This is a genomic window from Acidovorax sp. LjRoot66 (genome assembly GCF_964253305.1).
Classification (GTDB): Bacteria; Pseudomonadota; Gammaproteobacteria; order Burkholderiales; family Burkholderiaceae_C; genus Acidovorax.
Window position 1 is genome coordinate 3,387,349 of sequence record NZ_CAXUQU020000001.1, and the last position, 23,082, is coordinate 3,410,430.

24 protein-coding genes are annotated in these 23,082 nt (G+C 67.2%); 17 read left to right on the forward strand and 7 right to left on the reverse strand.

The features are described from left to right. Positions 1 to 94 precede the first annotated feature (94 nt). The 4 genes from ACSQ3Y_RS15910 (at position 95) to ACSQ3Y_RS15925 (ending at position 2,891) form a co-directional block, all read left to right on the forward strand. On the forward strand, positions 95 to 799 hold the full coding sequence (locus ACSQ3Y_RS15910; protein ID WP_436178013.1) for a hypothetical protein: 705 nt from the start codon (positions 95 to 97) through the stop codon (positions 797 to 799). 349 nt (positions 800 to 1,148) lie between these two features. Further along, positions 1,149 to 1,430 (forward strand): hypothetical protein, encoded by a 282-nt coding sequence (locus tag ACSQ3Y_RS15915; RefSeq protein WP_057203402.1) that lies wholly within the window; start codon positions 1,149 to 1,151, stop codon positions 1,428 to 1,430. A 160-nt stretch (positions 1,431 to 1,590) separates the two neighbouring features. Next, positions 1,591 to 1,995, forward strand: a complete 405-nt coding sequence (locus tag ACSQ3Y_RS15920; RefSeq protein ID WP_235514626.1) for an SRPBCC family protein — start codon at positions 1,591 to 1,593, stop codon at positions 1,993 to 1,995. Between the two features lie 185 nt (positions 1,996 to 2,180). Beyond that, complete coding sequence (locus ACSQ3Y_RS15925) at positions 2,181 to 2,891, forward strand: hypothetical protein (RefSeq protein WP_436178014.1); 711 nt, start codon at positions 2,181 to 2,183, stop codon at positions 2,889 to 2,891. Between the two features lie 60 nt (positions 2,892 to 2,951). Here the strand turns inward: ACSQ3Y_RS15925 and ACSQ3Y_RS15930 are convergent, their stop codons facing one another. Both ACSQ3Y_RS15930 and ACSQ3Y_RS15935 read right to left on the reverse strand, forming a co-directional pair. Next, positions 2,952 to 4,763 carry an RCC1 domain-containing protein gene (locus ACSQ3Y_RS15930; RefSeq protein ID WP_436178015.1) on the reverse strand — a complete coding sequence of 604 codons (1,812 nt, stop codon included), beginning with the start codon at positions 4,761 to 4,763 and terminating at the stop codon, positions 2,952 to 2,954. 74 nt (positions 4,764 to 4,837) lie between these two features. After that, complete coding sequence (locus ACSQ3Y_RS15935; RefSeq protein ID WP_057203398.1) at positions 4,838 to 6,685, reverse strand: RCC1 domain-containing protein; 1,848 nt, start codon at positions 6,683 to 6,685, stop codon at positions 4,838 to 4,840. Between the two features lie 282 nt (positions 6,686 to 6,967). Here ACSQ3Y_RS15935 and ACSQ3Y_RS15940 point away from each other — a divergent pair, with 282 nt between their 5' ends. Continuing rightward, positions 6,968 to 7,969 (forward strand): alpha/beta hydrolase, encoded by a 1,002-nt coding sequence (locus ACSQ3Y_RS15940; protein ID WP_436178016.1) that lies wholly within the window; start codon positions 6,968 to 6,970, stop codon positions 7,967 to 7,969. Position 7,970: 1 nt separating this feature from the next. Beyond that, entirely contained in the window at positions 7,971 to 8,480 is a 510-nt protein-coding gene (locus ACSQ3Y_RS15945; protein WP_436178017.1) for a hypothetical protein, read from the forward strand. Positions 8,481 to 8,495: 15 nt separating this feature from the next. On the opposite strand, the gene ACSQ3Y_RS15950 is transcribed toward ACSQ3Y_RS15945, so the two are convergent. After that, positions 8,496 to 9,608: an FUSC family protein gene (locus ACSQ3Y_RS15950; protein WP_436178018.1), complete on the reverse strand. Its 1,113-nt coding sequence runs from the start codon at positions 9,606 to 9,608 to the stop codon at positions 8,496 to 8,498. 190 nt (positions 9,609 to 9,798) lie between these two features. Further along, on the reverse strand, positions 9,799 to 10,248 hold the full coding sequence (locus ACSQ3Y_RS15955; protein WP_436178019.1) for a MarR family winged helix-turn-helix transcriptional regulator: 450 nt from the start codon (positions 10,246 to 10,248) through the stop codon (positions 9,799 to 9,801). Positions 10,249 to 10,430: 182 nt separating this feature from the next. Between ACSQ3Y_RS15955 and ACSQ3Y_RS15960 the strand changes: the two genes are divergently transcribed. Together ACSQ3Y_RS15960 and ACSQ3Y_RS15965 are read left to right on the forward strand one after the other, a co-directional pair. Beyond that, on the forward strand, positions 10,431 to 11,153 hold the full coding sequence (locus tag ACSQ3Y_RS15960; RefSeq protein ID WP_436178020.1) for a class I SAM-dependent methyltransferase: 723 nt from the start codon (positions 10,431 to 10,433) through the stop codon (positions 11,151 to 11,153). 13 nt (positions 11,154 to 11,166) lie between these two features. Further along, the gene (locus ACSQ3Y_RS15965; RefSeq protein ID WP_057203393.1) at positions 11,167 to 11,562 is read left to right on the forward strand and encodes a VOC family protein; all 396 of its coding nucleotides are present in this window, start codon (positions 11,167 to 11,169) and stop codon (positions 11,560 to 11,562) included. A gap of 41 nt (positions 11,563 to 11,603) precedes the next feature. Here the strand turns inward: ACSQ3Y_RS15965 and ACSQ3Y_RS15970 are convergent, their stop codons facing one another. The 3 genes from ACSQ3Y_RS15970 to ACSQ3Y_RS15980 are packed head-to-tail and all read right to left on the reverse strand — an operon-like array spanning position 11,604 to position 14,294. After that, positions 11,604 to 11,996: a hypothetical protein gene (locus tag ACSQ3Y_RS15970; protein WP_057203392.1), complete on the reverse strand. Its 393-nt coding sequence runs from the start codon at positions 11,994 to 11,996 to the stop codon at positions 11,604 to 11,606. A 60-nt stretch (positions 11,997 to 12,056) separates the two neighbouring features. Beyond that, positions 12,057 to 13,088, reverse strand: coding sequence for a Bug family tripartite tricarboxylate transporter substrate binding protein (locus tag ACSQ3Y_RS15975; protein ID WP_436178021.1), 1,032 nt, complete (start codon positions 13,086 to 13,088; stop codon positions 12,057 to 12,059). A 60-nt stretch (positions 13,089 to 13,148) separates the two neighbouring features. Beyond that, a complete protein-coding gene (locus ACSQ3Y_RS15980; protein ID WP_436180125.1) occupies positions 13,149 to 14,294 on the reverse strand; it encodes a M20 aminoacylase family protein in 1,146 nt (381 codons plus the stop codon). Between the two features lie 300 nt (positions 14,295 to 14,594). On the opposite strand from ACSQ3Y_RS15980, the gene ACSQ3Y_RS15985 reads away from it, so the two are divergent. The 9 genes from ACSQ3Y_RS15985 (at position 14,595) to ACSQ3Y_RS16025 (ending at position 23,069) form a co-directional block, all read left to right on the forward strand. After that, the gene (locus ACSQ3Y_RS15985; RefSeq protein WP_235516179.1) at positions 14,595 to 15,569 is read left to right on the forward strand and encodes a LysR family transcriptional regulator; all 975 of its coding nucleotides are present in this window, start codon (positions 14,595 to 14,597) and stop codon (positions 15,567 to 15,569) included. Positions 15,570 to 15,742: 173 nt separating this feature from the next. Further along, positions 15,743 to 16,555 (forward strand): SHOCT domain-containing protein, encoded by an 813-nt coding sequence (locus ACSQ3Y_RS15990; protein WP_436178022.1) that lies wholly within the window; start codon positions 15,743 to 15,745, stop codon positions 16,553 to 16,555. Between the two features lie 175 nt (positions 16,556 to 16,730). Further along, a complete protein-coding gene (locus tag ACSQ3Y_RS15995; RefSeq protein WP_436178023.1) occupies positions 16,731 to 17,243 on the forward strand; it encodes a hypothetical protein in 513 nt (170 codons plus the stop codon). Positions 17,244 to 17,366: 123 nt separating this feature from the next. Continuing rightward, complete coding sequence (locus ACSQ3Y_RS16000; RefSeq protein WP_436178024.1) at positions 17,367 to 17,615, forward strand: hypothetical protein; 249 nt, start codon at positions 17,367 to 17,369, stop codon at positions 17,613 to 17,615. Positions 17,616 to 17,967: 352 nt separating this feature from the next. Further along, positions 17,968 to 19,674: a hypothetical protein gene (locus ACSQ3Y_RS16005; protein ID WP_436178025.1), complete on the forward strand. Its 1,707-nt coding sequence runs from the start codon at positions 17,968 to 17,970 to the stop codon at positions 19,672 to 19,674. Positions 19,675 to 19,921: 247 nt separating this feature from the next. Further along, the gene (locus ACSQ3Y_RS16010; RefSeq protein ID WP_057203386.1) at positions 19,922 to 20,230 is read left to right on the forward strand and encodes a hypothetical protein; all 309 of its coding nucleotides are present in this window, start codon (positions 19,922 to 19,924) and stop codon (positions 20,228 to 20,230) included. A gap of 244 nt (positions 20,231 to 20,474) precedes the next feature. After that, on the forward strand, positions 20,475 to 21,572 hold the full coding sequence (locus tag ACSQ3Y_RS16015; RefSeq protein WP_436178026.1) for a hypothetical protein: 1,098 nt from the start codon (positions 20,475 to 20,477) through the stop codon (positions 21,570 to 21,572). A 100-nt stretch (positions 21,573 to 21,672) separates the two neighbouring features. Further along, entirely contained in the window at positions 21,673 to 22,665 is a 993-nt protein-coding gene (locus ACSQ3Y_RS16020; protein ID WP_057203384.1) for a N4-gp56 family major capsid protein, read from the forward strand. 62 nt (positions 22,666 to 22,727) lie between these two features. Beyond that, positions 22,728 to 23,069, forward strand: a complete 342-nt coding sequence (locus ACSQ3Y_RS16025) for a hypothetical protein (RefSeq protein ID WP_436178027.1) — start codon at positions 22,728 to 22,730, stop codon at positions 23,067 to 23,069. The last annotated feature ends 13 nt before the right edge of the window (positions 23,070 to 23,082 follow it).

The following is a 23,082-nucleotide window of genomic DNA, read 5'->3' on the forward strand; positions in this document are numbered from 1 at the left end:
GATTAGCGATGGGCTCCATGGCGTGCCACCCGGCGGCGGTACGGGAGATGTGGCAGACCCGCCTGGAATTGAGCACGCAACTCCTGAGCGAAAGGTGAATCCGGACGAACAGGAAACAGCCCGCATCGAGGCGCGGTTGCTGGCGATTGGCGAAGCCCAGGTGCGCGACATGAAGGCGCGGGAGGCGGCGCAAAAGAATCGCACGCCATGGAACTTCGATGCGCCGGCCAAAGAGCCCAGGCGCTGGACGCTCCCGCGCAAATACCGGGTTCCGGTGCTGCTGGTCGTTGCCTACACAGTGATCGGCACGGTCCTCGGGCTGTCCCTGGCGCATCAATTCATATGGTTTGGCGAGGTCGCATACGGCCCGCTGGCGTGGCTGCTTTTTCTTGGCTTGCTGCCGGTGATTGCGGCCATCTGGTTCATTGCGGCGCGGATTGCCCAGGCGCAGGAATCCCGTGCACGCAGCTGGGCCGGGCGTTGGCTGGTTGCGTACCCTGCGTGGGTGGTTCTCAGTGCCTGCATGGTGGCGACAGCACCCTGGGGCTGGGCCGCGCTGCTGGGGTGGGCCTTTGGCTCGCCTGCCCGCGTGGAGGTCCAGGTGACGTCCGTCGAGCAGCGTCACGCACGACGGGGGTGCAACCACACTGCGACATTCGAACTCCAGGGTGCAACTTCGTTCAGGATCTGCCTGCATCGGCGCCTGGAAGGTGCCATGCCGCCGGCCGGCAGCACGGTTGAAGTGTCTGGGATGTTGTCGTGGCTGGGGTTGTATGTGGAGCAGGTGCATGCACGATAAGTCCGGTGCGCGCGATCTGCCTTCCCAATCCCACGTCCGGTGGCGGTGCCAACCTGGCGCCACTCCATGTGGCGCAGATGGCCGCGTTGCAGAAGTACCCTCTGGCGATGAATGCGCTGGTGGACGGTAGGGTGTGCACGGGCGGGTGGCGCCCGCTCAACTCCGTCGAGTTTGTGCAGGACAAGATTCGGCGGGCAGGGGGTCATTGGCATTCACCAGCCGTGGTTGAACCGGAACAAGCCTATTGGACCATTGCGGATGACCAGCCTCCCTAGATGTCGGCTGAAGTGCAGTATGTTCCTTCTTTGGTACACTGGTATCTTGGTAAATCCGATGCACTGCGTTCACCATGCCCCCAAATCCCGAAGACAGCACACCCACCATCCCCGTCGAGCGCATACAGACCGGGGTGCGGCTGGAGAAGCAACTCGTCAAGGTGCTCAAGGCCCTGGCCGAGCACAAGGACATGACGCTCGGCGAACTGCTCGAAGGCGTGCTGCTGCACGCGCTGGAAGGCAAGCAGCCGTTCTCCAAAGACACGCTGGCGCTGATTGCCCAACTGCGTACGATCTACGGCATGCAGATCGACGCGTCTTCGAGCCACCGCCTTCGCGACAAAAGGGGAGCGTGAACCCGCGCATGCCGATGCCCATGGAGCTTCGTTTCAAACGTATCGACTTTCATGGAGTTCTTCGCACATGTCCCAATCACCATTCACGGCTGCTGCAGCCCTTGGATCCGTCCACAGCAGTCATACCATTCGCATCGCTGCGCCAGCCGATTCAGCGCTGATGTTCTTCACACCAGAGGGTGAATCGCATTGGGTGCCCGGCTGGGCGCCACGCTACCTGAACTCCCTCGATGGCCATACCCGCGAGGGTCTGGTCTTCACCACCGGCGAGGCCGATGAGTTCACCATCTGGTTGGTGAGCCGCTTCGACACTGCTGAGCGGCGAGCGCAGTACGTGCGCACCACGCCGGCCCTGCGCACCGGCACAGTGGAGATCGCCTGCACGCCGGTAGGCGACTCCGCTTGCGATGTGACAGTGGGCTATGCTCTCACGGCGCTGACGCCGGCCGGGCTGGAGTCGCTGGGTACCTATCGGGGTACTGCCTTCGTGGACATGATCGAGGGCTGGGCCACGCTGATCCATCAGCGCCTGCCCGGGCTGCTGCTCGCCGGGATCGGCGAGTAGGTGGTCAGCTAGCCCTGGAACCTCGCGCCTTTCCCGCATTTGCAACGCCTCGGCACAACACTCGTAACAGCGCTCGACCGCGCTGCCAGGGCCCCGCACAATGGGTTGTTCATCCATTCGCATGGGCGCGCTGTCCATGTGCCGGCGTGCCGGAAAGGCCCCGGTTGTTGCGCTCGATACTCCGCGTGTTGTGCATCCCTGCCACCCTGGCCGGCGGGGCCGCGTTGGCGGACCCGGGCTACTACGTGGTCACCGCGTACAGTGATCCCGGTGAAATGACCATTGATTTCCGCTACTGGACCGTGGCCTCGCGGGGCTCGGCGCTGACCAAGTGGCCCGAGGTGGGGCTGGGCTGGAACGTCAACGCCCGCTGGTACACCGAGGTGATTGCCAGCTGGATCACCGCGTCGGACACGCCCACCACGCTGTCGAGCTGGAACTGGCAGAACGACGTGCTGCTGACCCAGGGCGAATACCCGTTCGACCTGGCGATCCACACGCTGGTGTCGGCACCCAAGCACCTGGGCGATGGGCACACGCTGGAGTTCGGCCCGGCCTTCCAGACCGACATTGGGCGAACGCAACTGAACTTCAATGTGTTCTTCGAAAAGGGCTATGGCGGCTTCTCGCGGCGGCCGACGCAGCTCAAGTACCAGTGGCAGGTGCGCCACCGCTGGACGCCAGATCTGCACTTCGGCGCGCAGGGCTTCGGCGAACTCGGGCAGTGGGACCAATGGGCGCCGCGCCACGAGCAGTCGCACCGTGCAGGCCCGGCGTTGTTCGGCAGCTTCAAGTTCGGCGACCACGAGTTCGGCTGGCAGGCTGCCTACCTCTACGGCAAGACCTACGGGCAGCGCGGCAATATGTTGACCGCGCGCATCAAGTACGATTTTTGACGGATCAGCGCCCGCCAGGCCTGCGGGCCTGATTCGGCATGGCGCCGTGGGGGCTGGCCCTCAGGACGTTTCCATCACTTTCACCTTGGCCCGCACCTGCCCCGCCTCGCCGCCGATGGTGAAGTACAGCACGACCTCCACGTCGTCGTCGCCACGGATCAACGTGGCGGGGCAGCCCCCGGCCGTGCCCAGGTAGGTGTCAGGTGACACAGGGGATCTGCTGTCCTCGCGGACGTTCGGTATATCGACATAGGTGTCGCCCTTGAGCAGCCGTACCGAGGTCGGCGTGAACCCCGCGGGCAGGGCGTTGCCAGCGGTGGCGCTCAACTGGTACCAGACGTACAGGTTGTCGCAACCGGTGCGGTGAGCCCCGGGAAAGAAGTCCACGGTGACCAGTGTCCGCAGCAGTTGCAGCGTGGTGTTGATGGGCGGCGTAACGGGCTGCGAGGCGCGCGCCTGCCGCGCCCACTGGGCCAGGCGACCCAGGTCGCGCAGCTGGCCGCCGCTGTCGGGGCCCAGGTACATCAGGTGCGGCGTGCCGTGGCCGTTGACGGCCAGAGCGCCCTTGTCGGGGTGGTAGTAGCGTGCGTAGTAGTTCGGGATGCGGTCGGTTCCGCAGCAGGAGCCGTAGGGTAGGGGGAATGTTCCTGGCAGGGATTTTTCGGCCCAGTCCATCACCAGCATGGCATCTTCCAGCGGACTCAGCCCGAACACGGCGTAGGGTGTGGACGAACTGTCGCCGATGCAGGCCGATATGTTGAAGACGGGCGCCTGGTAGTCCACGTTGGGATAGTACGCCCCCGATGTGTTGCACAGCAGGTGGCCCAGGCCGCCGCCTTTGCCCCAGCAGTTGACGTAGCCGCCGTCCAGCACGGCACAGGTGTGTTGTTGCCCTGCGGCGATGGCAGTGGCATCGCTGATACCGATCACCCGGCCGGAGGCGGGGGTGGGCGTTTTGAGGTAGGCGCCCATGCCCGTTGCCTTGGCGCCCCAGCACGTCACCGTTCCGGTAGTGAGCAGGGCGCAGGTGTAGCCCGGTCCCACGGAAACGGCCTTGGCTGCGCCGCCGAGGTCGATCACCTCGACGGGGGCGCTTCGCACACTGGCATCGGCCGCTACGCCCAGCTCGCCGTTGGCATTGCTCCCCCAACAGGCCACAGCCCCCGTCTTGCGCAGCACGCAGCCGTGGCCGTCGAAGAGCGACACGTCCACCGCGTCGCTGATGCCCGGCACCATGGTGCCCGTGCCGGGAGCGGGGGCCATGCCGCCCGGTGCGGTGATCTGGCTACCGCTGCCGTAGCACCACACGGTACCGTCACCCTTGACCCCGCAGGTGCTGCCGTTGCCGGCGGCCACGCGCACCACCTGGTACAGGCCCTCCACGTAGGTGGCCTGGGCCGATGGCGCAGGACTCACCGGTGCACCGCGCTGGCCCCGGCTGGCATCGCCCCAGCAGTACACCACCCCCCGGCTGAGCGCGCAGGCGTGGGTGGCGCCCACGGCCAGCTGGGTGGCCTGCCGCACGCCCGCAATGGCCTGGCCCGGCGTGTCGCCTGTCGCGGGGCCGAACGACAGGCTGCCCATGTCGCCCCAGCAGCTCACGGTCTCGTCCTTGCGCAGCGCGCAATTGAAGCCCTTGCCTGCGCGCAGGTCGGCAATGCCCGCGGTGCCGGTCTTGGCCAGCGGCACCGCACCCCAGCACTGCGCCACCCAGTCGTTGGAGACGGAGCACGAGGTGTCGTACCCGGTGCTGAGCGTGGTTGCCCGGGCGGGGGATGGCGCCGCGGCCAGCAGCAGCAATAGCCCGGCGGCCAGGGCGAGAAGCCAGACTTCAATGCGCTGCCGCTGTAGTAAAAATCGGTGGGCGTTCATGGCAAGGACTTCATGGGTGGGAAAGCGGGTTTGGCCAAAGAGATTTCGCTGGCGACCAGCGCAGGCCCTCAGGGTCAGGAAGTCGCCAGAATCGCTCCCTTGGCCTTGACGCGCAGCGACCCGCTCCCCTGGTCCGTGGTGTAGAAGAGCACTACATCCACGTCGTCGCCGGGCGTCAGACCGGCCGGGGGGCAGCCTTGGGCGACGCCGCTGTAAACCGGCTCTTCCATCATTCCGGGCGGGATGGGTGCGCCGGGCAATCGGCCGCGGTTGGAGAGCCAGTCGGCGGCAGTCGTCAAACGTGCGTAAAGATACTGGTCCCGCACGGGCACATCGACCACCAGGCTGGGCTTTTCCAGCCGCACCGACGTGGCCCTGAAACCGGCGGGAAAACCGGTGGTTCCGGCGCGCACCGCGTAGGCGGCAAACAGGTTGTTGCAGCCGGGGCTGGGAGGGCCTGGCATGTAGTCGATCCACACGGTGGCCTGCAGTGCCAGGGCGGGCCGGGCGGCCAGTTGCGCCCAGTGGGCCAGGGTTCCCAGCTCTACCACGCTGCCGCCGCTTTCCGGCCCTTGGTAGAACAGGCGGGGCGTGCCATGGCCCGTGACAGCCAGGGTGTGGCCGCCTGGGTAGTTCTCGGTGTAGAAGTCCTGCAGTGGGTCGGCCAGAGAATGCGACCGCGCGGGAAACAGCGAGGGCAAGGTCTTTTCGGCCCAGTCGAGCACCAGGCCTATGTCGTGGGCGGGCCCGAGGCCCTGCACGGAATAGGGGGTGATCGCACCGGTGAGCCTGGCATGGCACACCGGAAGGTTGTCGCGGGATGCGACATAGTCGAAGCCGGGATACGTGGCAATGTGCGTATCGCACAGTCCATGGCCCATCGCCTGGAGGGGCTCTGGCTTCCCCCAGCAGTTGACGTACCCGCCGTACAGGGCGGTGCACGCATACCCCTGTCCTGCACTGACCTCGGCGGCCTCGGTGATGCCCACGACCTGCGTGGGCGCTTGGCTATCTGCGTAGGGAAGGCCCGTGCCCAACTGGGCGTTGGCGTTGTTGCCCCAGCACTGGAGTGTGGCGTTGGCCAGCAGCGCACAGGTGAAGCGGTGGCCCGCCGTGAGGGCCTTGACGGGGCCCAAGAGGCCCGCCACGTCGACAGGACTGGTGGCCACGCCGCTACTGGCGGGCACGCCCAATTCTCCATGCTGGTTGTTGCCCCAGCAGGCGACCTTGTCATTGCCCAGCAGCACGCAGGCATGGCCATCGAAGATCGATACGTCGTATGCATTGTGGATGCCTGGCACCGTGCGGGCCTTGCCTGGATCGGACTGCGCCCCTTCCAACAGGCTGCCGGCGCCCACGCAGACCACGGTGCGAATGGTCAGCGCTGCACAAGTGCTGCCATTGCCGGCTGCAATGCGCCATGTACCCGAGAAGCCTGGCACCTTGGTCGCCTCGGCCGTGGGTGTCGCGCGCAGCGGCTCGCCCAACTGGCCCTGGCTGCCGTCACCCCAGCAGTACACCTCGCGGAAACGGCTGAGTGCGCACGCATGGCTGGCCCCTGCCACCAGCTGTATGGCATCCGAGATGCCGGTGATCGGTGTACCCAGCGTGTCCGCAGACGCGGCGCCCAGCGAGAGGCCACCCATCGTGCCCCAGCAACTGACGGTGCCGGTCTTGAGCAGGGCGCAACCGAAGCCCTTGCCCACGCGAACGTCGGCAATGCCGGCCGTGCTGGTCTTTGCCAGCGCCATGGCCCCCCAGCATTGCGCGGCCCCGGTGTCGGACACCGAGCACGAGGTGTCATAGCCAGCGCTGACGGTGGTGGCCGTGGCGGGTGCCGGTGTCGCGGCGAGCAGCAACCAGGCCGTCAGTGCCAGAAGCCAGGGGGTGATGCGCTGGGGTAAAGGGCGGGTTCGGTTCATGGCGCGTGTTCTAGCAGCTTTGGCGCCTCGTGGACAGACGAAAGACACGTGATCACCCGTTCGGGTGGGTCGGGTCGACGCGGGCGCCTGCGGTAGGTCTACATCTGGTGGTGCGGCCCGCGGCGCGGTTCCGCACGGCGGCGATGGCGATGTCAAAGGCGTGGATGGGGGCAAGGCCGGGGCTGAGGGGTAGCCCGCGGGTTTGACAGCAGCCCCGCCGGTGCATCCACGAAGCCACCCCTTGTAACGGCCGATGGCTGCACATCGGCAATACTTGGCCACATGAAAGCACTCCTCCTGGCCCTGGCGGCGGTGGCCGCATCGCTGGCCGCCGCAGCACAGCCCGCCGCCGGCACGCGGGATAAGCCCATCGAAGCCCGTGGCCCGCTGGCGCCGCTCAAGGGCACGCTGCTGTCGCCTGCGAAGCCGGGCGCGCCCGTGGTGCTGATCGTGCCCGGCTCGGGCCCCACGGACCGCGAGGGCAATGACCCCCTGGGTGTGAATGCCGCCACCTACAAGCTGCTCGCGCAGGACTTGGCGGCCCGGGGCATTGCCACGGTGCGCATCGACAAGCGCGGCATGTTCGGCAGTGCCAAGGCCGTGGCCGATGCGAATGCCGTCACCATCCCCGACTATGCGGCCGACGTGCACAGCTGGGTGGGCACCATCCGCCGCACCACCGGTGTGCCCTGCGTGTGGGTGCTGGGCCACAGCGAGGGCGGCTTGGTCGCGCTGGCCGCTGCGCAGAGCGGCAGTGAGGTGCAGGGCATCTGCGGCCTGCTGCTGGTGGCCACGCCCGGCCGGCCCCTGGGCCAGGTGTTGCGCGACCAATTGAGTGACCAATGGCGCGCCAACCCGGCCAACGCGCCCATCCTGGACCAGGCGCTGGCTGCGATCACCAAGCTGGAGGGCGGCGGCCGTGTGGACACTGCCAGCCTGCACCCTGCCTTGCAGCCCTTGTTCAACGAGTCAGTGCAGGGCTTTCTGATCAGCGCCTTTGCGCAAGACCCGGCCAGGCTCATTGCCACCACCCAAAAGCCCGTGCTGGTGCTGCAGGGCGAGCGCGACCTGCAGGTGGGCGTGCAGGACGCGCGCCTGCTGGCCCAGGCCAAGCCCGCTGCCCAGTTGGTGCTGCTGCCTGACACCAACCATGTGCTCAAGGCCGTGCTCACAGACGACCCTGCGGCCAACATGGCGACCTATGCCAACCCGGGCCAGCCGCTGGCGCCAGGGGTGGTGGATGCGGTCGCACGGTTTGTTGCGCCGGGCAAGCCAAGGCCATGATATGACCACGCCATGGTGGCCGATTCTGCGGCATCTTTTTGAGGTGGACGACGGCTCGCTGCCGGACATCTTCGTCGAGGATCTGTCGCCAGAGCAGATCGTCGCGGTGTACGAATGGCTCAGGGGCGAGTCCTCTGGAGCGGGCGATTCAACACTGTGGCGCATCGACCTGCAGCAGGATGTTCTGGTGCGCGATGTGCCCCATCCTGCAAGGGACTTCGTGCAGGGCAGGGTCGACAGTTTTCGGCACTGCCTTGCCGGCCTGCGAGTGGGGGACGTGGAGCTGCCGCCGCTCACGGTGAGTGTGGAGTCCGGTGGTCTCTCGATGGACTATCGCATGGGGCCGGACTGGAACGAGCAGACGCTGCGTGCCTTGCTGGAGTTGTTGCGGCAGGTTTGGGCCATGGCGCCGCACGCGAGAATCTTGCGCGCCGATGAAGGCGGCCATGCCTGCCCGGACCTTGAATTCACACAAGCCCTGCGCGCCTATGTAGCGGGCGGTGCCAACTGACCTGAGGGCGCGCTTCTATGGCCGCGCGTTCTCATGGTGTTGCGCCAGATGGACCCTGTCCTTCAGCGTCGAGAACACCACCGCAAACGCCATGCCCACCAGCGCGCCGAGCACGGTGTCGAGCACGCGCGCCAGTGGCATGCCGCTGCTCGCCGCAGGCGCTGCCAGCGAGGTCATGAGCAGGGCCATGGGGGTCACGAAGACCTGGCCCAGCGCGTAGTTGGCGCCGATCACCACCTCGGTGGCCAGCTGCAGCATGATGACGGCCGCCAGCAGCGGCCAGAACGAGGGGTGCTGCGCCAGGATCAGCCAGGCCAGGCCTGCGCCGGCCAGGGTGCCGAGGGTGCGTTGCACTGCGCGGTGCATGGTGGTGTGCAGGTGGCCGCCCTGCAGCACGGCCATGGCGCCGATGGCGGCCCAGGCGGGGTGCTGCCAGCCGGCGGCCAGGGCCAGCAGGCCGGCGCTGGCACTACACAGGGCAATGCGGGCAAAGGCCAGCCACGGTGCCTGCAAAGCGGGTGCGGCAGGCGGCGCTGCGGGCGCTGAGCGCAACCGGTCGGTGGCGCGGCAGACGGCAAGGGCCGTGGCGACGCCGGCCAGGGTGAAGAGCACGCGGGCGCCGGCGGCCTGCCAGTCATCCACCGGCACCATGGCTGCGCAGCCCGCAAAGACGAAAATCACTGCGCCCGGCGGGCCCAGGCGCCAGCGGCCGGCGAGCCACGAGACTGCGCCGGCCAGCAGGCCCAGGCACAGCAGCAGGGCGGCCGGTGTTGCGCCTGCCAAGCCCAATATTGACATCAGCGCGACCGCGCCGACGAGCAGCACGCCCGCCTGCAGCACGGCAGGCATGCGCTGGCCCACGGGTGCAAAGCGCCCCAGCAGCGCCGCCAGCGCGCCCAGCGCCGCATAGCCCACCAGGTGCGCCCACGGCGACAGGTGCGTGGCCCCCGCGGAGATCAGCACCGCCAGCCCGGTCTGCAGGCCCACCACGGCGGCATTGCGCAGCGAGGGCAGGGGGGTGATGGCGCAGCTCTCTCGCAGGCGCGCGGGTGCCAGCAGGCGCAGGAGGCTGGCCAGGTGCGAGCTGGTGGAATGGGTAGATGATGAAGGTACGGCGCGGTTCTGCATGTCAGTTTTCAATGGTGTTAGGTGCTGCCCATAACCTCTGCAACTGGCGCAGCCCAGGCCAGTGCCCCCGTGCAAGGGCCGCCACCCCGCGTAGGCGGCGCTTCGCTTGCGTGCACCGGGGGCGTCCCCCTCCCGACTCGCGCAGCGAGTCGAGAGAGGGGTGAAGGCGCGAAGCGACTCAGGGGGTGCTTCACTGTGCGGCGATGCGCGCCTCGATGCGCTCGAAGGCGCGCAGCATCGCCAGCGCGTCCTGCTCGCCGATGTCGGCCAGCAGCTCCGACTCGATGGCCTGCAGTTGCTTGCGCAGGGCGGCCACGGTGCGCCGGCCGGCGGGCGTCAGGTGCACCAGCTTCACGCGGCGGTCCTCGGGGTGGGGGCGGCGCTCGATCAGCCCGCGCTCCACCAGGATGTCGAGCAGCCGCACCAGGCTCGAGCCATCAAGCCCCACGGCCGCCGCCAGCGTGCTCTGCGATACGTCGTTGTCGCTGCCCAGTTCGTGCAGGTGCATCAGCGGCGCCCAGGTGGCATCGCTCAGGCCGCTGGCGGACAGCCGGGCATCCAGCGTCTGGCGCCAGCGGCGTGCCAGGCCCACAAGGCGGATACCGATGCGGTGGCGTGGGTCGGGCAGGGCTTCTTTCATGGGAAACGATTTTACCACAATCATTTGAATTCAAATGATTGTGGTGCAATGGGGGGTTGCGGCCCAGGGGCCGATGCCTGTTACCGTTCCATGAACCAGGGGATAGGGGGCCGGGCCTTCTCTTGACCTATCATCTATTGAAGAAAAAGCCGTCCGAACAGGCCCCCAGCCAAAGCCCATCCATGCCCTCTCTTTCGTCCCCCCCGGCCGCTACAGCGTCACCCGCCTTCGTCCCCGAGACCCGCTTCGGCCTGTGGTTCCTGTCCACCGCGACCTGGCGCGTGCATGTGCTGCAGCGCGCCCTCAACGACCTGCAGCGCCTGGCACCCGACCTGCCCAAGGGCGGTGCCGTGCTGGACATCGGTACCGGCCTGGGCCACTCCATTCCGGAGCTGGCGGAGCGCTTTCGCCCCAGCCAGATCCATGCCCTCGATCCCGAGCCGGATTTTGCCGAGCGCAGCGCAGCGATGCGCCAGACGGTCAGCCCCCCTGTCACGCTGCACCACGCGCATGCCGAGCACATCCCGCTGCCCGACGCATCGGTGGACCTGGTGCTGTGCCACCAGACCCTGCACCACATCGTGGACCAGCAGGCCGCGCTGGCCGAGATCTTTCGTGTGCTCAAGCCGGGCGGCCACCTGCTGCTGGCCGAGAGCACCCGCGCGTACATCCACAGCCTGGCCATCCGGCTGCTGTTTCGCCACCCCATGCATGTGCAGCGCAGCGCGCCAGAGTTTTTGGCGATGCTGGGCGAAGCCGGCTTCGAGGTGAAGCCCGAGCACATTAGCATGCCCTACCTGTGGTGGAGCCGCAAAGACCTGGGCGCCCTGGAATGGATGGGCTTTGGCGTGCCCAAGGATCGCGAGGAAACCCTGCTCAATGCAGTAGCGCGCAAACCGCTTTGAGGAGCTGACCACCATGCAGATCAAACTCGCCAGCGTCCTCGTGGACGACCAGGAAAAGGCCCTGAAGTTCTATACGACCCAGCTTGGGTTCGTGAAGGACAAGGACATCCCCATGGGCACCTTCCGCTGGCTCACCGTTCACTCGCCCGATGGGGTGGAGGGCGTAGAGCTGGTGCTCGAACCCATGGCGTTTCCGCCCTCGGCCGTGTACCAGCGGGCCCTGTTCGAGGCGGGCATCCCGGCCACTGCCTTCATCACCAAGAACCTGGCGGGCGATTACGCGCGGCTCAAGGCCAATGGCGTGCAGTTCCGCGGCGAGCCCATGCGCGCGGGGCCGATCACGATGGTGCTGCTGGAGGATACCTGCGGTAATCTGATCAATCTCGTTCAGCCCGATGAGGCTGGCTGAACTGCACCGCAGGAAGCGCCCCTGCGAGCCCAGGTGCAGTCCTACCCCAGCGCCTTGATCACCGCCGCATGCGCCATCGCCAGCTCCGGCGAGGTGTGAAAGTGCCGCTGGTAGTGCCCTGAAAAATCCGCTTCGGCCGAATGCTCCAGCTTGAGCATCTCGCGCACGCGACCTGCCACGATGTGGGGTGCCTCGGCGGCATCGGCGTTGTCGGGCTCCATGGCCTCGTCGAGCATCACGATGAGGCGGCTCAGCGGCTCCAGCCAGCGCATGGACTCGGCATAGGCCATGACCTGCAGGAACTCGCCGGCCGACTGGCGGCCGTGGACTTTCTCATAGTCGCGCCGCTCCAGCTCGATCAGGTGGCGGTGCAGCGCCAGCAGCGCGGTGCGCAGGGCGGCGCATTGTTCGGGGGTGGCAGTAGTGGTCGTCATGGGCAGGCCGTTGGAAGAACAAATAGGTCTGCCGCATGATCGCACGCACTGACTAGGCGGTCAGTCTTTCATCTTGGCAAAGTCCACCAGCTTGGCGTACTGCGCCATGTCGTCACGCATCAGCGTGGCCAGGTTGGATTGGGGGGTGGGCAGCACCATGCCGGCGTCTTCGAGGCGGCGCCGCACGACCGGGTCCTGCAGGGTGGCCTTGAGGCCCTGGGTGAGCTGCTGGGCCAGGGCGGGCGGCAGGTTGCGCGGCGCGGCCATGGCGAACCAGCCGACCAGGTCATAGCCCTTGAGCAGCGGGTGCTCGGCCAGCGCTGGCACGTTGGGCAGGGCCGGGCTGCGCGCGGCGCTGGTGATGGCCAGGGGCACCAGGCGGCCGCTCTGGATGAAGGGCAGGGCGGCGGTGGGCGACAGCATCGCAAAGTCCAGCGTGCCGCCGGCCAGGTCGCTGGTGAGCGAGGCGGTGCCGCGGTAGGGGATGTGCGTCATGAAGATGCCGGCGCGCTGCTTGATGAGCTCGCCCGCGAAGTGCAGCGTGGAGCCCACGCCCGAGCTGCCGTAGCTGAACTTGCCGGGGTTGCGCTTTGCCAGGTCGATGAACTCGGCCAGGGTCTTCACACCCGTCTTGGGGCCGGCCACCAGCAGCACGGGGGCGGTGGCGATGAGGCCGATGGGTGCCAGGTCCTTGAGCGGGTCGTACTTCTGCGCCGGGTTCACCAGGCCGGTGGCGGCCATCTCGTTGCTGGAGCCGACCAGCAGGGTGTAGCCGTCGGCCGGGCTGCTGACCACGCGCTGCGCGGCAATGGCGCCGGCAGCACCGCCCTGGTTGTCCATGACCAGCGTGGCGCCGAGCCTGGGGCCCAGCGCGTCGCTGATGATGCGGGCGGCCTGGTCCACCGAGCCGCCTGGTGGGTAGCCAATGACGATCTTCACCGGCTTGGTGGGCCAGGCTGGCGCGCCCTGGGCCAGGGCGGCGGGCGCATGGCATGCCCATGCCGCCGCAGCCACGGCAAGCCCGAGGGCGCCCCGGCGCATTGGCCGCACGGCGAAGAAGGGGGTCAACAGACGGGAGATGGGCATGTGCATGGTCGGGGGCCGTGGAGGTGAGGGGTTGCGAACAGGGTGAGTGGGCGGGGCAAGCAGGGATCAGGCCGGCGCTGCCAGAAAGCGCTCCGTCAGCTTGACCCAGTAGGTCGATGCCAGCGGCAGGCATGCGTCGTTGAAGTCGTAGCCGGGGTTGTGCACCATGCAGCCGCCGCTGCCATGCGTATCACCCACGCCGTTGCCCACGATGAGGTAGCTGCCGGGGCACTGCTCCAGCATGAAGGAGAAATCTTCGCTGCCGGTCAGGGGCTGCAGGTTGGGCATGAGGCCGTCCTCGCCCAGCCAGTCGAGCGCGACCTGGCGTGCAAAGTCGGTGCTGGCCACGTCGTTCACCAGAGCCGGGTAGCGCCAGTGGTAGTCCACCTCGGCTTGCACGCCCAGCGTGGCGGCCTGGGCCTGTACCAGCGCGGTGATGCGCTCGCGCAGCATGGCGCGGATCTCGGGGCGGTAGGCGCGCACCGTCAGGCGCATGAGCACGCTGCCGGGGATCACGTTGGGCGCATCGCCGCCGTGGATGGCGCCCACGGAGATGACGGCCATCTCGCGCGGGTCGACATTGCGCGAGACGATGGTCTGCAGCGCCAGCACGATGTGCGCGGCCGCCACCACCGGGTCGGCCGCCAGGTGCGGGGCCGAGCCGTGGCCGCCCCGGCCCTTGACCGTGATGGTGACCGAATCCGACGAGGCCATGAACGGCCCGCCCATGAAGCCGAAGGTGCCCACCGGGTGGCCGGGCATGTTGTGCAGGGCGAAGATGGCGTCGCAGGGGAAGCGCTCGAACAGGCCGTCCTCGATCATCTTGCGGCCCCCGCCCAGACCCTCTTCGGCAGGTTGGAAGATCAGGTGCAGCGTGCCGTCGAAGCTGCGCTCCTTTGCCAGGTGGCGCGCCGCGGCCAGCAGGATGGCGGTGTGCCCATCGTGCCCGCAGGCGTGCATCTTGCCCTGGTGGGTGCTGGCGTAGGGCAGGCCGGTTTCCTCGTGGATGGGCAGGGCATCCATGTCGGCGCGCAGGCCCAGCACGCGCGGGCTGCTGCCCAGGCGCAGCGTGCCCACCACGCCGGTGCCACCCAGGCCCCGGTGCACGGTATAGCCCCACTCGGCCAGGCGCGCTGCCACCAGGTCGCCGGTGGCGAATTCTTCGAATGCCAACTCGGGATGCGCATGGATGTGATGGCGCAGCGCCACCATCTCTGCCTCGATGGCGCGGATGCCGGGCAGCACGGGGTCGGCGGCGCAGGCGCTGCCGTGCGCATGGGCGAGCTGGTGCGGTTGCTGTTTTTGTTCGTTGTCTCGTTCGGTGACCTGGTTCATGGCGGTTCTTGGAGTGGTGTGCGGTATGCAGGCAAAGTCTAGAAACCCCACCCTCCCGGCGGCAGACAGGGGCTGCCTTGCACCGCATGGCGGTGCTTGTCTTGCTGTTGTCACAGGGTTGTGCTGTGGCAGGGCTACAAGGGCGGCCGGGGCCTGCGGGCACCCATAATGGCCACCATGAAATTGCACCAGATGCGCTACATCGCCGCGGTGGCCGCGCATGGCAGCATCCGCGCGGCGGCGCGTGCGCTGGGCGTTACGCAGGCGGCCGTCACCCAGGGCATGCGCGAACTGGAGGCAGATTGCCAGCTGGCGTTGTTCACCCGGCACAGCGGCGGCATTGGCCTCACCCCCGCCGGGCGCGACCTGGTGCAGCACGCCCAGCGCATCCTGGAGCAAATGCACCAGGCCGAACAGGATCTGGCCCGCCACCGCGACGCGGGCGCGCCGCAGCGCCTGTCCATCGGTATCACGCCCTGGGTGGCGCAGACCCTGCTGGCGCGCGTGCTGCCGCCGTTTCGCGCCGAGATGCCGCATGTGCAGCTGGAGCTGTTCGACGGCTTCTCGGCCCTGGCTTACCCCAAGCTGCGCGAGGGCAGCCTGGACCTGATGATCGGCCGCATCGCCGCGTCCGACGAGATGCTGGGCCTGCAGTCCACGCCGCTCTTCACCTACGAGGCCACAGTGATGGCCCGCGCCGGCCACCCGCGTGCGGGCGCATCGTCCATCCACGAATTGCTGGGCGATGACTGGGTGCTCAACTTCGGCCCCGGCGGTGAAAAAGAGCTGATGGACCAGCTCTTCACCCAGCACGGCGCCGCCGTGCCGCGCCACCACATCCACCTGGCCCAGTCGGCCGCGCTGATGCTGACCCTGGTGCAAAAGACCGACATGCTCACCTTCTGCCCCTGGCCGCTGGCCGAGACCGCGTCGCTGCGCGGCAGCATGGTGGCGCTGCAGCTGCGCGAGCAGTTCGCCCCGCGCACCGTGGGCATCATCCGCCGCAGCAACGAAACCCCGTCGCTCGCCGCACAGCGCTTCCTGGCGCACTTTGCCGAGCAGGTGCAGGCCAGTGTGCAGTCGGACGATGCGGAGCTGCGGCGGGTGTTCTATTCGGTGGAAATGGCGCCAGGCGTGGGCGCCGGGGTGTGATGCCGGGCAAGGCGGGGTTGCCTCTGCATCGGCCCTGCGCGGGTGGGCCCTTTGTCCTTTTAGCGCCTGTGTCATCTGCCGCGGCATCTGCGGCGTTGCTGTAGGCAGGTTCTATGATCGCGCGGCTGCCTGGTGAGAGCCGGGCCCACACAACAAAGTCGAGAGGGAGACGCATGCAGGGACTTGCAAAAAATCTGGCCGTGGCCGCCATGGCGCTGAGCGCCGCTGCGGCCTTTGCCCAGCAGGCCACGAACATGGAGGCCATGAACCGGGGCGTGTTTTCCGATACGCCTGCACCGCCGCTCGGCGGCAGTGTGAAGGACTCAGCGGCCAAGAAGCGCGGTGCCCTCCAGCCGGGTACCGGTGATTTCTACCGCTTCGCCAAGCTGGAGGCGCAGCCCGTCAGCCGCGAAGCCGGTGCGATGGACGTGCGGCGCTGGACGCTGTCGGCCCTGGTAAGCAAGGCCACGGGCGACGTCGACTTTTACGTGCACTACTACGAGATCTACCGCGCAAGCTCGTGGAAGGCGCTGTCGGTGGCGCAGACGGATGCGGGCGAAAGCCTCAAGCTCGGCCGCCTGGGCGCACGGGTGGTGTCGTGCCGCAGCGGCTGCTCCTACGCGGAAGAAATCTTCATCGACCTCACGCCCGCCACCGTGGACCGGGCCCGCACGCAGCCCCTGCGCATACAGCTGTCGGGCCTGGGCGCCAACCCCACCCTGATCGAGGTCGATGCGCAGGTGGTGAACGAGCTGGTGGCGCAGGCGGGCGTGGAGGCTGCGAAGTACCGCAAGGTGAGTGCTCCTGCTGCGGCGGTGATGCCGGTTGCGGCACCCGTGCTGGCACCGCCAGCCGCGCAAGCGCCTGCCGCTGCAGGGCCGGTTTCGGTGGCCGATGAGCTGCAGAAGCTGGGCAAGCTCCGGGCCGATGGCACGATCACCGAGCTGGAATTCCAGAACCTCAAGGGCAGGCTGCTGGCGAAGTGAACTCGGGCGGGTGCGCCGAGCCGGCCATTGTTTTATTGCACCTGTGCCACCTGCCCCTATGATCCAGGGATGGCAGTAGATCGCATTTCCCACTTCACGCACCGTTGCACCGCACCCTCGCAGGGCGCCGTGCATGGGATGCTGCTGCCAGCGCGAAAGAGGGCGGAAACCTAGCATGCCGTCCCCGGTGCCCCCCGTGGTGCCCAAGCGTCTCAGTACCTTTCCGACGTTGTGGGCGTTTCTGTTCAGCCGCAAGCGCTTCGCCGACATGGCGGCGGCGCATGACCTGGCCATCATCATCCAGCCCGTAGACCAACTGGCGCGCTACAACGCGGGCGCATGGAGCACCGGCACCGAGCTGGAGGCCATGCGCCAGGCATCGCTCGCGCGCCTGCTGCGCACGCGCACCCAGTTCTGGCGTTCGGGCCTGGCCATCGTGGGGGTGTTCATGCTGCTGGTCATCATGTACTCGGGCCTGGGCCGGCCGCTGGAGCTGGTCTTTCCGGACGACATGGGCAAGGTCCTGGCCGCCCTGGGTGCGATCTTCGCCACCTGGGGCTCGGTGATCCAGCTCACGGGCGTGGAGTCGTGGTCCGGCGAAAGCGCGGACGAAAAGCTGCGCAGCATGCTGTTCCAGACCATGTTCGTACTGGGCGGGGCGTTTGCGCTGATCGGGGTGCTGTGGTGAAGAGGCGACGGCGTGACGGCGCTTGAGGGTTAGTGCAAACAGCTGCCTTGCCGCTGTTCAGCGACCGAGCGCCCGCCTGGATGCCTCTTCGGTTTTTCCCATCGACATTGAGTGAGCGTTTTCTTGCAGATACTCTTCCAGTTCTTCTACGGCATTCATCCATTGCTGCCCATTGCCTATCTGCTGCTTTTGGCCACAGGGCTTCTGGCGCCAGCGCTCTACTGTGCCGCCAGAAAAAGCCCTTACTCCATCGCATTGATCTGGAGCCGCTCCAAGGCCGGGGATCGCTGGGCCAAAGCCGTCGTGGCGGTCTATGCGTTGTTCGCGGCAGTGACCTTGCTCGCCCTGGTTGCAGAATTGCTGCGGCGATAGTCGAAGCGGTCGGGGCGGGTGTGGGCGCCGCAGCCGCACGCACCGATGCTGCACAAGCCTGAGCGCTCCAGGCCGCCCCGCAGCATTGCGCATCACATTGTTGGACAGGGGCTTGCGGGCGGTAGCTGGCGACAATCCGGCAGCCACCATTTCGCGCCTGCAACGGGCAGGTATCGGTACGGCTGAACTGATCCAGATAGTTGATCGCGTGCTGGTGTCGCCTGGCAGTGCGGACAGGGCTCTCCTGTTGCTTGGGTAGCCGGACGCTGGTGCCCCGCCCGGGCCAGGCTTTGGCGCCAGTGCTGCATCGCCCAATGAAAACGGACATGCAACCACCGTTCTCTCGGCCGGCATGGGTGGCCTGATCGCCAACACCTTGGGCAGAAAGGCGCTGGGCGAGGCGGTCGGCATTGCGCTGAACAACACCGTTCAGACCTTTGGTTCCGTCTATGGCGACGCGGCCGAAGAGGCCCACAGGACCGGCAACCCCATCGACCTGCCTGTGATGCTGACCGGTGCCACGGTCTCTACGGCCATCGACACGCTCGCGGACAGGATCGGCCTGGATGCCTTGACCGCCAAGACCTTCAAGGGCAATGCACTGGAACGCCTGGGCAAGTCCATGGGCGCCCAGATGGCAGTGCAGGGCGGCACCGAGGCTGTGCAGCGTGTGCCCGAGGAGTGGGGGGCCGGCCGTGATCCGTATGGCCAGGGCCAGGTGGCTCAGTACCTCGACGAAGCTGCTGCAGGCGCACTGTTCGGCATTGCGTCGGGCGCCAGGGGGCGAAGGCGCCCCGGGAGTATCAATGCTGTGGCGTCCGTTTCTGCAGACGATGTTCCCGGAGGTGATATTCCGCCCGAGACGCCGTATCAGCCATCGCCGCACCTGCCTGCCCCCGAGCGTGAGAGTTCGGCAGGACCGAAGGAGTTGGGTGGCGATGGCCGCAGTCGGCACGGTGGTCCCAATGAAGCACAAGGTCGTGAGGCAGGCTGGCCACGTACCGACGATCTGCCCTTCGAGGCGCCGCAGGCCGCGACAGCGAGCGCCATGAAGTCCACGCCTGTGCAGGCGGATTCGGTGCAACGGGAGCGGGGCGCGCAAGACTCGCCGTCTGCAATGGCCGCCATATCCCGGATGGAGGTGCTGGACAGCGGTACCTTGGCCGTGCGGGGGGACCCCGTCCTCGTAGGTGAAGCACTTCAGCAGGCGGGAATAGCGCTCTCGGATATCTTTGCAAGTCCAGGCGGGGTGATGGTGGAGCCAGGCAGCGCGAGGCGAGCGCAGGAGGTTTTGTCGTTGTTGCCTGGGAAGCTTCTTGCCAGCAGGCAAGAGGTGTCTGAGCCGGCCGAACGCTCCTTCGATCCGTTGGGCGGCGCCGACGGTGCTGCACCGGCGTTGCCAACGCGCATGAAGTTGCTCAGCGAAGGGACCCTGTCGGTGGTGAGCAACGGGCAGTCGGCATTGGCACGGCTGAGAAAGGCTGGAATCCCCGAAGGCGATCTTCTCGAGATGCCTGGCAACCAGCTGCATGTGGCACCACGCAGCGCGTCGCGTGCAAAGAAAGTGCTGGCTCAGGAACAAGACGTCCCATTACCCGCCTTTGCGGAAAGGGCTGCGCCCCTTGGCGCGCAGGTGGCGGAATCCATGCAGTCCGGCATGGCTGGTGGGTATGCTGGATCGGAAGATCTCGCGATGCCGGATGTGGGCGATAGAACAGGCCCATCGATTGAAAGCGGTGAGGCGCAAGCCGATTCTCGCAAGGCGTTGTGGCCCAAGATGGGGGCTGACGGATTGCCCTGGGCTTCCCACGCCTACACGGTAGCTTTCGAGATGAAGTTGAAGCTGGAGGACTTTGGAAGAAGCCGGGCGGTGCATTTCAATCGCGCCAATGCGGCCCTTGATGGCGCCTTTGTTCTCGATCCTGAGTTTGCACAGATGATGGAGCGGCTGATCCCGGGTGTGATGGGTGCAGTGTCATCGACGGGGGGCGCAAAACTCCTGCGGGTTGGGTGTGGGAGCATGCCTCCAGGTCGGCTGCTCATGGCGAGGCCGGTGTGATGCGCTTGGTCCCTCAGGAGCAACACACCCCTGGCTCGCCATTTTGGCGAGCTCTTCACCCCGACGATGGAGCTCGGGGTGGCTATTCGGAATGGGCAATCCCTGCGGGCGCGCCAGCCAACAAAAAGAAAAAGCCGAAAAACCGTGGAGAAGGGCCAGTCAATGGCCAGGCTTTGCCGGAAAGATAGTAAAAACAAGGCTCCGCTCACGACAGAGCTGAACCCCGATAAACCCAAGGAGGATTGAGATGGATCGCTACGCAGGCAAGCCCTTTCTGAGGCTGCTGGACAGCTATTTTCTGGACGTGATCGGCCAGTTGGGAGAGGCACAGAACGCTGCGTTGGTTGCCATGCAGCCGCGACTGGCCGCAGTGTACCGCGATCAGGGGTCGTGGCAGGAGATCGTGGCCAGGCAGATGGATTTTCCACCGGGCGTGACAGATCGGGTGCAGATGTTCTGGAGGAGCTACCAGGAGGTATGCCAGATCGACCGGCTGCAGCCCGATGCGCTCGCCTTTGTGGAGTCTTTCGTCAGCCAGAATTTTCCCGACATCTGATGGGAATCCGATAAATCAAGCCCGCCGAGTGCGGGCTTTTTTTTTCGCTTGGCGTGCCGTGAAACACCACCATCCTCATCACTCCTCTCGACTTGGAGGGCCTTTGAAATGGCGGCATATATGCCACCCCTTCAGCGCGGTCGCCTCTTCGCGGACATTGCTTTCACGGGCGATGTGCCCGGTGTCAGCAACCACCACTGCCTCTGGTCCGCGCGGGCCATGCCGAAGAAGGATAGACCGCACCATGAACGCCACCGACAGCAGCAGCTACAGCAACAGCAACCACTCCACCTCCGCAGCCAGCCGGGAACCCGGCGAGGGCGCCGCCAGCGCGATGGATGCCGAGGACCAGATGGCGCAGGCGCTGGATGCGCTGCGCCAGGAGCGTGTGGAAACGGGTGGTGACGCACAGGTGCCCACCTCCGCCATGCCGGCAGGCCCCGATGGGGACTTGCCCGCAGCAGCGGCGATGGGCGCCGAAGCCTCAGGCACCGATGCAGCGCAGACCCGTGCGCGCGCACCTGCATCCAGCGCCGCGCAGCACACCGAAAGGGCCGGCAACCCCGACCCCGCCGAGCTGCTGCGCCGCACGCAGGAAGAGCTGCACAAGGCGCGCAGCGAGATGGGCCGCGTGGGCCAGCTCAACCGCTACCTGAACCAGGCGCGGGCCGAGCGCGACCGCCTGCTGCAGGAGAACGCCCAGCTCAAGGGCAGTGGCGGCAAGGCCGCGCCGGGCGCTGCCGCGGATGGATCCGCTGCCGCAGCCCGGCTGGCCGAGCTGTCCCAGAAGGTGCAGCAGTTCCCCGAGCTGCATGGGCTGGTGGGCGCCGTGCAGCAGGCCCTGCAGGCCGTGGATGCGCAGGCCGCGACGGTGGCCGAGCAGACCGCCGCCCGCATGGTCGAGCCGCTGCACGGCCTGCGCGCCGAGCAGGAGCAGCGCGCGCAGGAGCAACGCAGCGCCGCCTACGAGGCCGCGATGCAGACCTTCCAATCCACTTACCCGAATGCCGTGGAGGTGGTGCGCAGCACGGACTTCAGCGCCTGGATCCACACCCAGCCACAGCCCATTCAGGCGGCCTTCTACCAGGGGCAGGACCCGGGCGAGGCCATCGCGGTGATGGACGCCTACGACGCGCACCTGCGCCGCGCGGGCCGTGCGCCCATTGCCCACTACCCCCAGCAGCCGGCCGCCCAGCGCGCCAGCGCCAATGCCGCGCGGCTGCAGTCGGCGGCGGGCCTGCCTTCGCGCGCCAGCGGCGCCAAGGGCGGGCTGCCCCCTGAGGACGACTTCGAGGCGTCGCTGGACTTCTTTCGGCGCCAGCGCCTGACGCGCGCCGGCTGACGCAAGGCCCGGCGCCCCCACGCGCTCCATAGACGGGCGCTGCGGCCACCCGCAGCGCCTGGACACCCGTACCCAATTTTCCCGATGAGGAGCAATCGATATGACCGTTTACGGTGACATCACCCCCCGTACCGCCGCCTATGCGGTGGACAAGATGCTGGAGCGTGCCCAGCCCTCTCTGAACATGGCCAAGTTTGCCGTGGTGACTGCCGTGCCCAAGGGCAAGACCAAGGTGGTCAAGTGGCGCCGCTATGGCCGCCTGGCGCCCACCACCACGCCGCTGACCGAGGGCGTGACGCCCGTGCAGGGCAACATCACCAGCACCGACGTGTCGGCCAACCTGGAACAGTATGGCCAGCGCGTGCAGATCACCGACGTGATTGCCGACACGCACGAAGACCCGGTGCTCAGCGAACTGAGCGCCTCGCTGGGCGAGACCGCGGGCCAGACGCAGGAGCTGATCCTGTACAACACCATCAAGGCCGGCACGCAGGTGCTGTACGCCAACGGCGTGGCGCGCAACACGGTGAACACGACCATGACGGCCAACGTGGCGCGCCGCGCCATCCGCCAGCTCAAGGCGCAGGATGCGCGGGCGCTGACCACCGTGCTCAACGCCACCGACGGCGTGGGCACGCTGCCCATCCCGCCGTGCTACGTGTGCTTCGTGCACCCCAACGTGGAGATGGACCTGCAGAACCCCGCGTTCTTCCCAGCCGGCTACACGCGCATCCAGAACTATGGCACCTTCAAGCCGCTGTGCGAGAACGAGATCGGCTCGTTCGAGAACATCCGCTTCGTCTCGTCCACGCTGTACGCGCCGCTGGTCAACGCCGGCAATGCCACGCTGAACGGCATGCTGGGCGGCACGGCCGTGGACGTGTACCAGTCGGTCATCGTCGGCAAGGAGGCCTATGCCACGGTGAACCTGTCGGCATCGGGCTCGGGCCTCACGCCCATCGTGGTCAACCCCAAGCCCAGCGACAGCGACCCCATGGGCCAGCGCGGGCATGTGGCTTTCAAGATGTGGTCGGCGGCGGCGATCCTGAACGACGCCTGGATGACCCGCATCGAGCACGGCGTGTCCGCCTGACCCTGGCATAGCAACCCCCGGGCCGGCACGCTGCCGGCCCCTTCTTTGGAAGGAACACCCCCATGGCAAAAGCACAACCCAAGGCCGCCGCATTGGCCGAACCCACCGCTGGCACCGACACCGACATCGACGTCGCCGTGCAGCAGCACGGCTTCTCGGGCCAGACCTGCGAGATCAAGCTCTTCAAGGGCGAGCTGCACGAGCCGCAGCAGCCGTTCTTCGGGCTCAACAACTACCAGATCCAGATCCAGCGCGAGCGCTGGGTGCGCGTGCCGGTGGAGATGGCCGACCACATCGAAGGCCTGGCCTACACGGTGCGCGAGGCCGACCCGGAAGAGCCCGAAAACATCGACAGGATGCGCTGGGTCGAAAAGCCCCGCTTTCCCCTGCAGCGCAAAAGCTGAGCGGGGAGGGCGC

Bases quoted from the DNA above. Each gene is read 5' to 3' on its own strand.
- ACSQ3Y_RS15915 (WP_057203402.1), top strand. From the start codon at position 1,149: ATGCCCCCAAATCCCGAAGACAGCACACCCACCATCCCCGTCGAGCGC.
- ACSQ3Y_RS15920 (WP_235514626.1), top strand. From the start codon at position 1,591: ATGTTCTTCACACCAGAGGGTGAATCGCATTGGGTGCCCGGCTGGGCG.
- ACSQ3Y_RS15930 (WP_436178015.1), bottom strand. From the start codon at position 4,763: ATGAACGCCCACCGATTTTTACTACAGCGGCAGCGCATTGAAGTCTGG.
- ACSQ3Y_RS15935 (WP_057203398.1), bottom strand. From the start codon at position 6,685: ATGAACCGAACCCGCCCTTTACCCCAGCGCATCACCCCCTGGCTTCTG.
- ACSQ3Y_RS15940 (WP_436178016.1), top strand. From the start codon at position 6,968: ATGAAAGCACTCCTCCTGGCCCTGGCGGCGGTGGCCGCATCGCTGGCC.
- ACSQ3Y_RS15945 (WP_436178017.1), top strand. From the start codon at position 7,971: ATGACCACGCCATGGTGGCCGATTCTGCGGCATCTTTTTGAGGTGGAC.
- ACSQ3Y_RS15950 (WP_436178018.1), bottom strand. From the start codon at position 9,608: ATGCAGAACCGCGCCGTACCTTCATCATCTACCCATTCCACCAGCTCG.
- ACSQ3Y_RS15955 (WP_436178019.1), bottom strand. From the start codon at position 10,248: ATGAAAGAAGCCCTGCCCGACCCACGCCACCGCATCGGTATCCGCCTT.
- ACSQ3Y_RS15960 (WP_436178020.1), top strand. From the start codon at position 10,431: ATGCCCTCTCTTTCGTCCCCCCCGGCCGCTACAGCGTCACCCGCCTTC.
- ACSQ3Y_RS15965 (WP_057203393.1), top strand. From the start codon at position 11,167: ATGCAGATCAAACTCGCCAGCGTCCTCGTGGACGACCAGGAAAAGGCC.
- ACSQ3Y_RS15970 (WP_057203392.1), bottom strand. From the start codon at position 11,996: ATGACGACCACTACTGCCACCCCCGAACAATGCGCCGCCCTGCGCACC.
- ACSQ3Y_RS15975 (WP_436178021.1), bottom strand. From the start codon at position 13,088: ATGCACATGCCCATCTCCCGTCTGTTGACCCCCTTCTTCGCCGTGCGG.
- ACSQ3Y_RS15980 (WP_436180125.1), bottom strand. From the start codon at position 14,294: ATGGTGGCGCTGCGCCATCACATCCATGCGCATCCCGAGTTGGCATTC.
- ACSQ3Y_RS15985 (WP_235516179.1), top strand. From the start codon at position 14,595: ATGAAATTGCACCAGATGCGCTACATCGCCGCGGTGGCCGCGCATGGC.
- ACSQ3Y_RS15990 (WP_436178022.1), top strand. From the start codon at position 15,743: ATGCAGGGACTTGCAAAAAATCTGGCCGTGGCCGCCATGGCGCTGAGC.
- ACSQ3Y_RS15995 (WP_436178023.1), top strand. From the start codon at position 16,731: ATGCCGTCCCCGGTGCCCCCCGTGGTGCCCAAGCGTCTCAGTACCTTT.
- ACSQ3Y_RS16005 (WP_436178025.1), top strand. From the start codon at position 17,968: ATGGGTGGCCTGATCGCCAACACCTTGGGCAGAAAGGCGCTGGGCGAG.
- ACSQ3Y_RS16010 (WP_057203386.1), top strand. From the start codon at position 19,922: ATGGATCGCTACGCAGGCAAGCCCTTTCTGAGGCTGCTGGACAGCTAT.
- ACSQ3Y_RS16015 (WP_436178026.1), top strand. From the start codon at position 20,475: ATGAACGCCACCGACAGCAGCAGCTACAGCAACAGCAACCACTCCACC.
- ACSQ3Y_RS16020 (WP_057203384.1), top strand. From the start codon at position 21,673: ATGACCGTTTACGGTGACATCACCCCCCGTACCGCCGCCTATGCGGTG.
- ACSQ3Y_RS16025 (WP_436178027.1), top strand. From the start codon at position 22,728: ATGGCAAAAGCACAACCCAAGGCCGCCGCATTGGCCGAACCCACCGCT.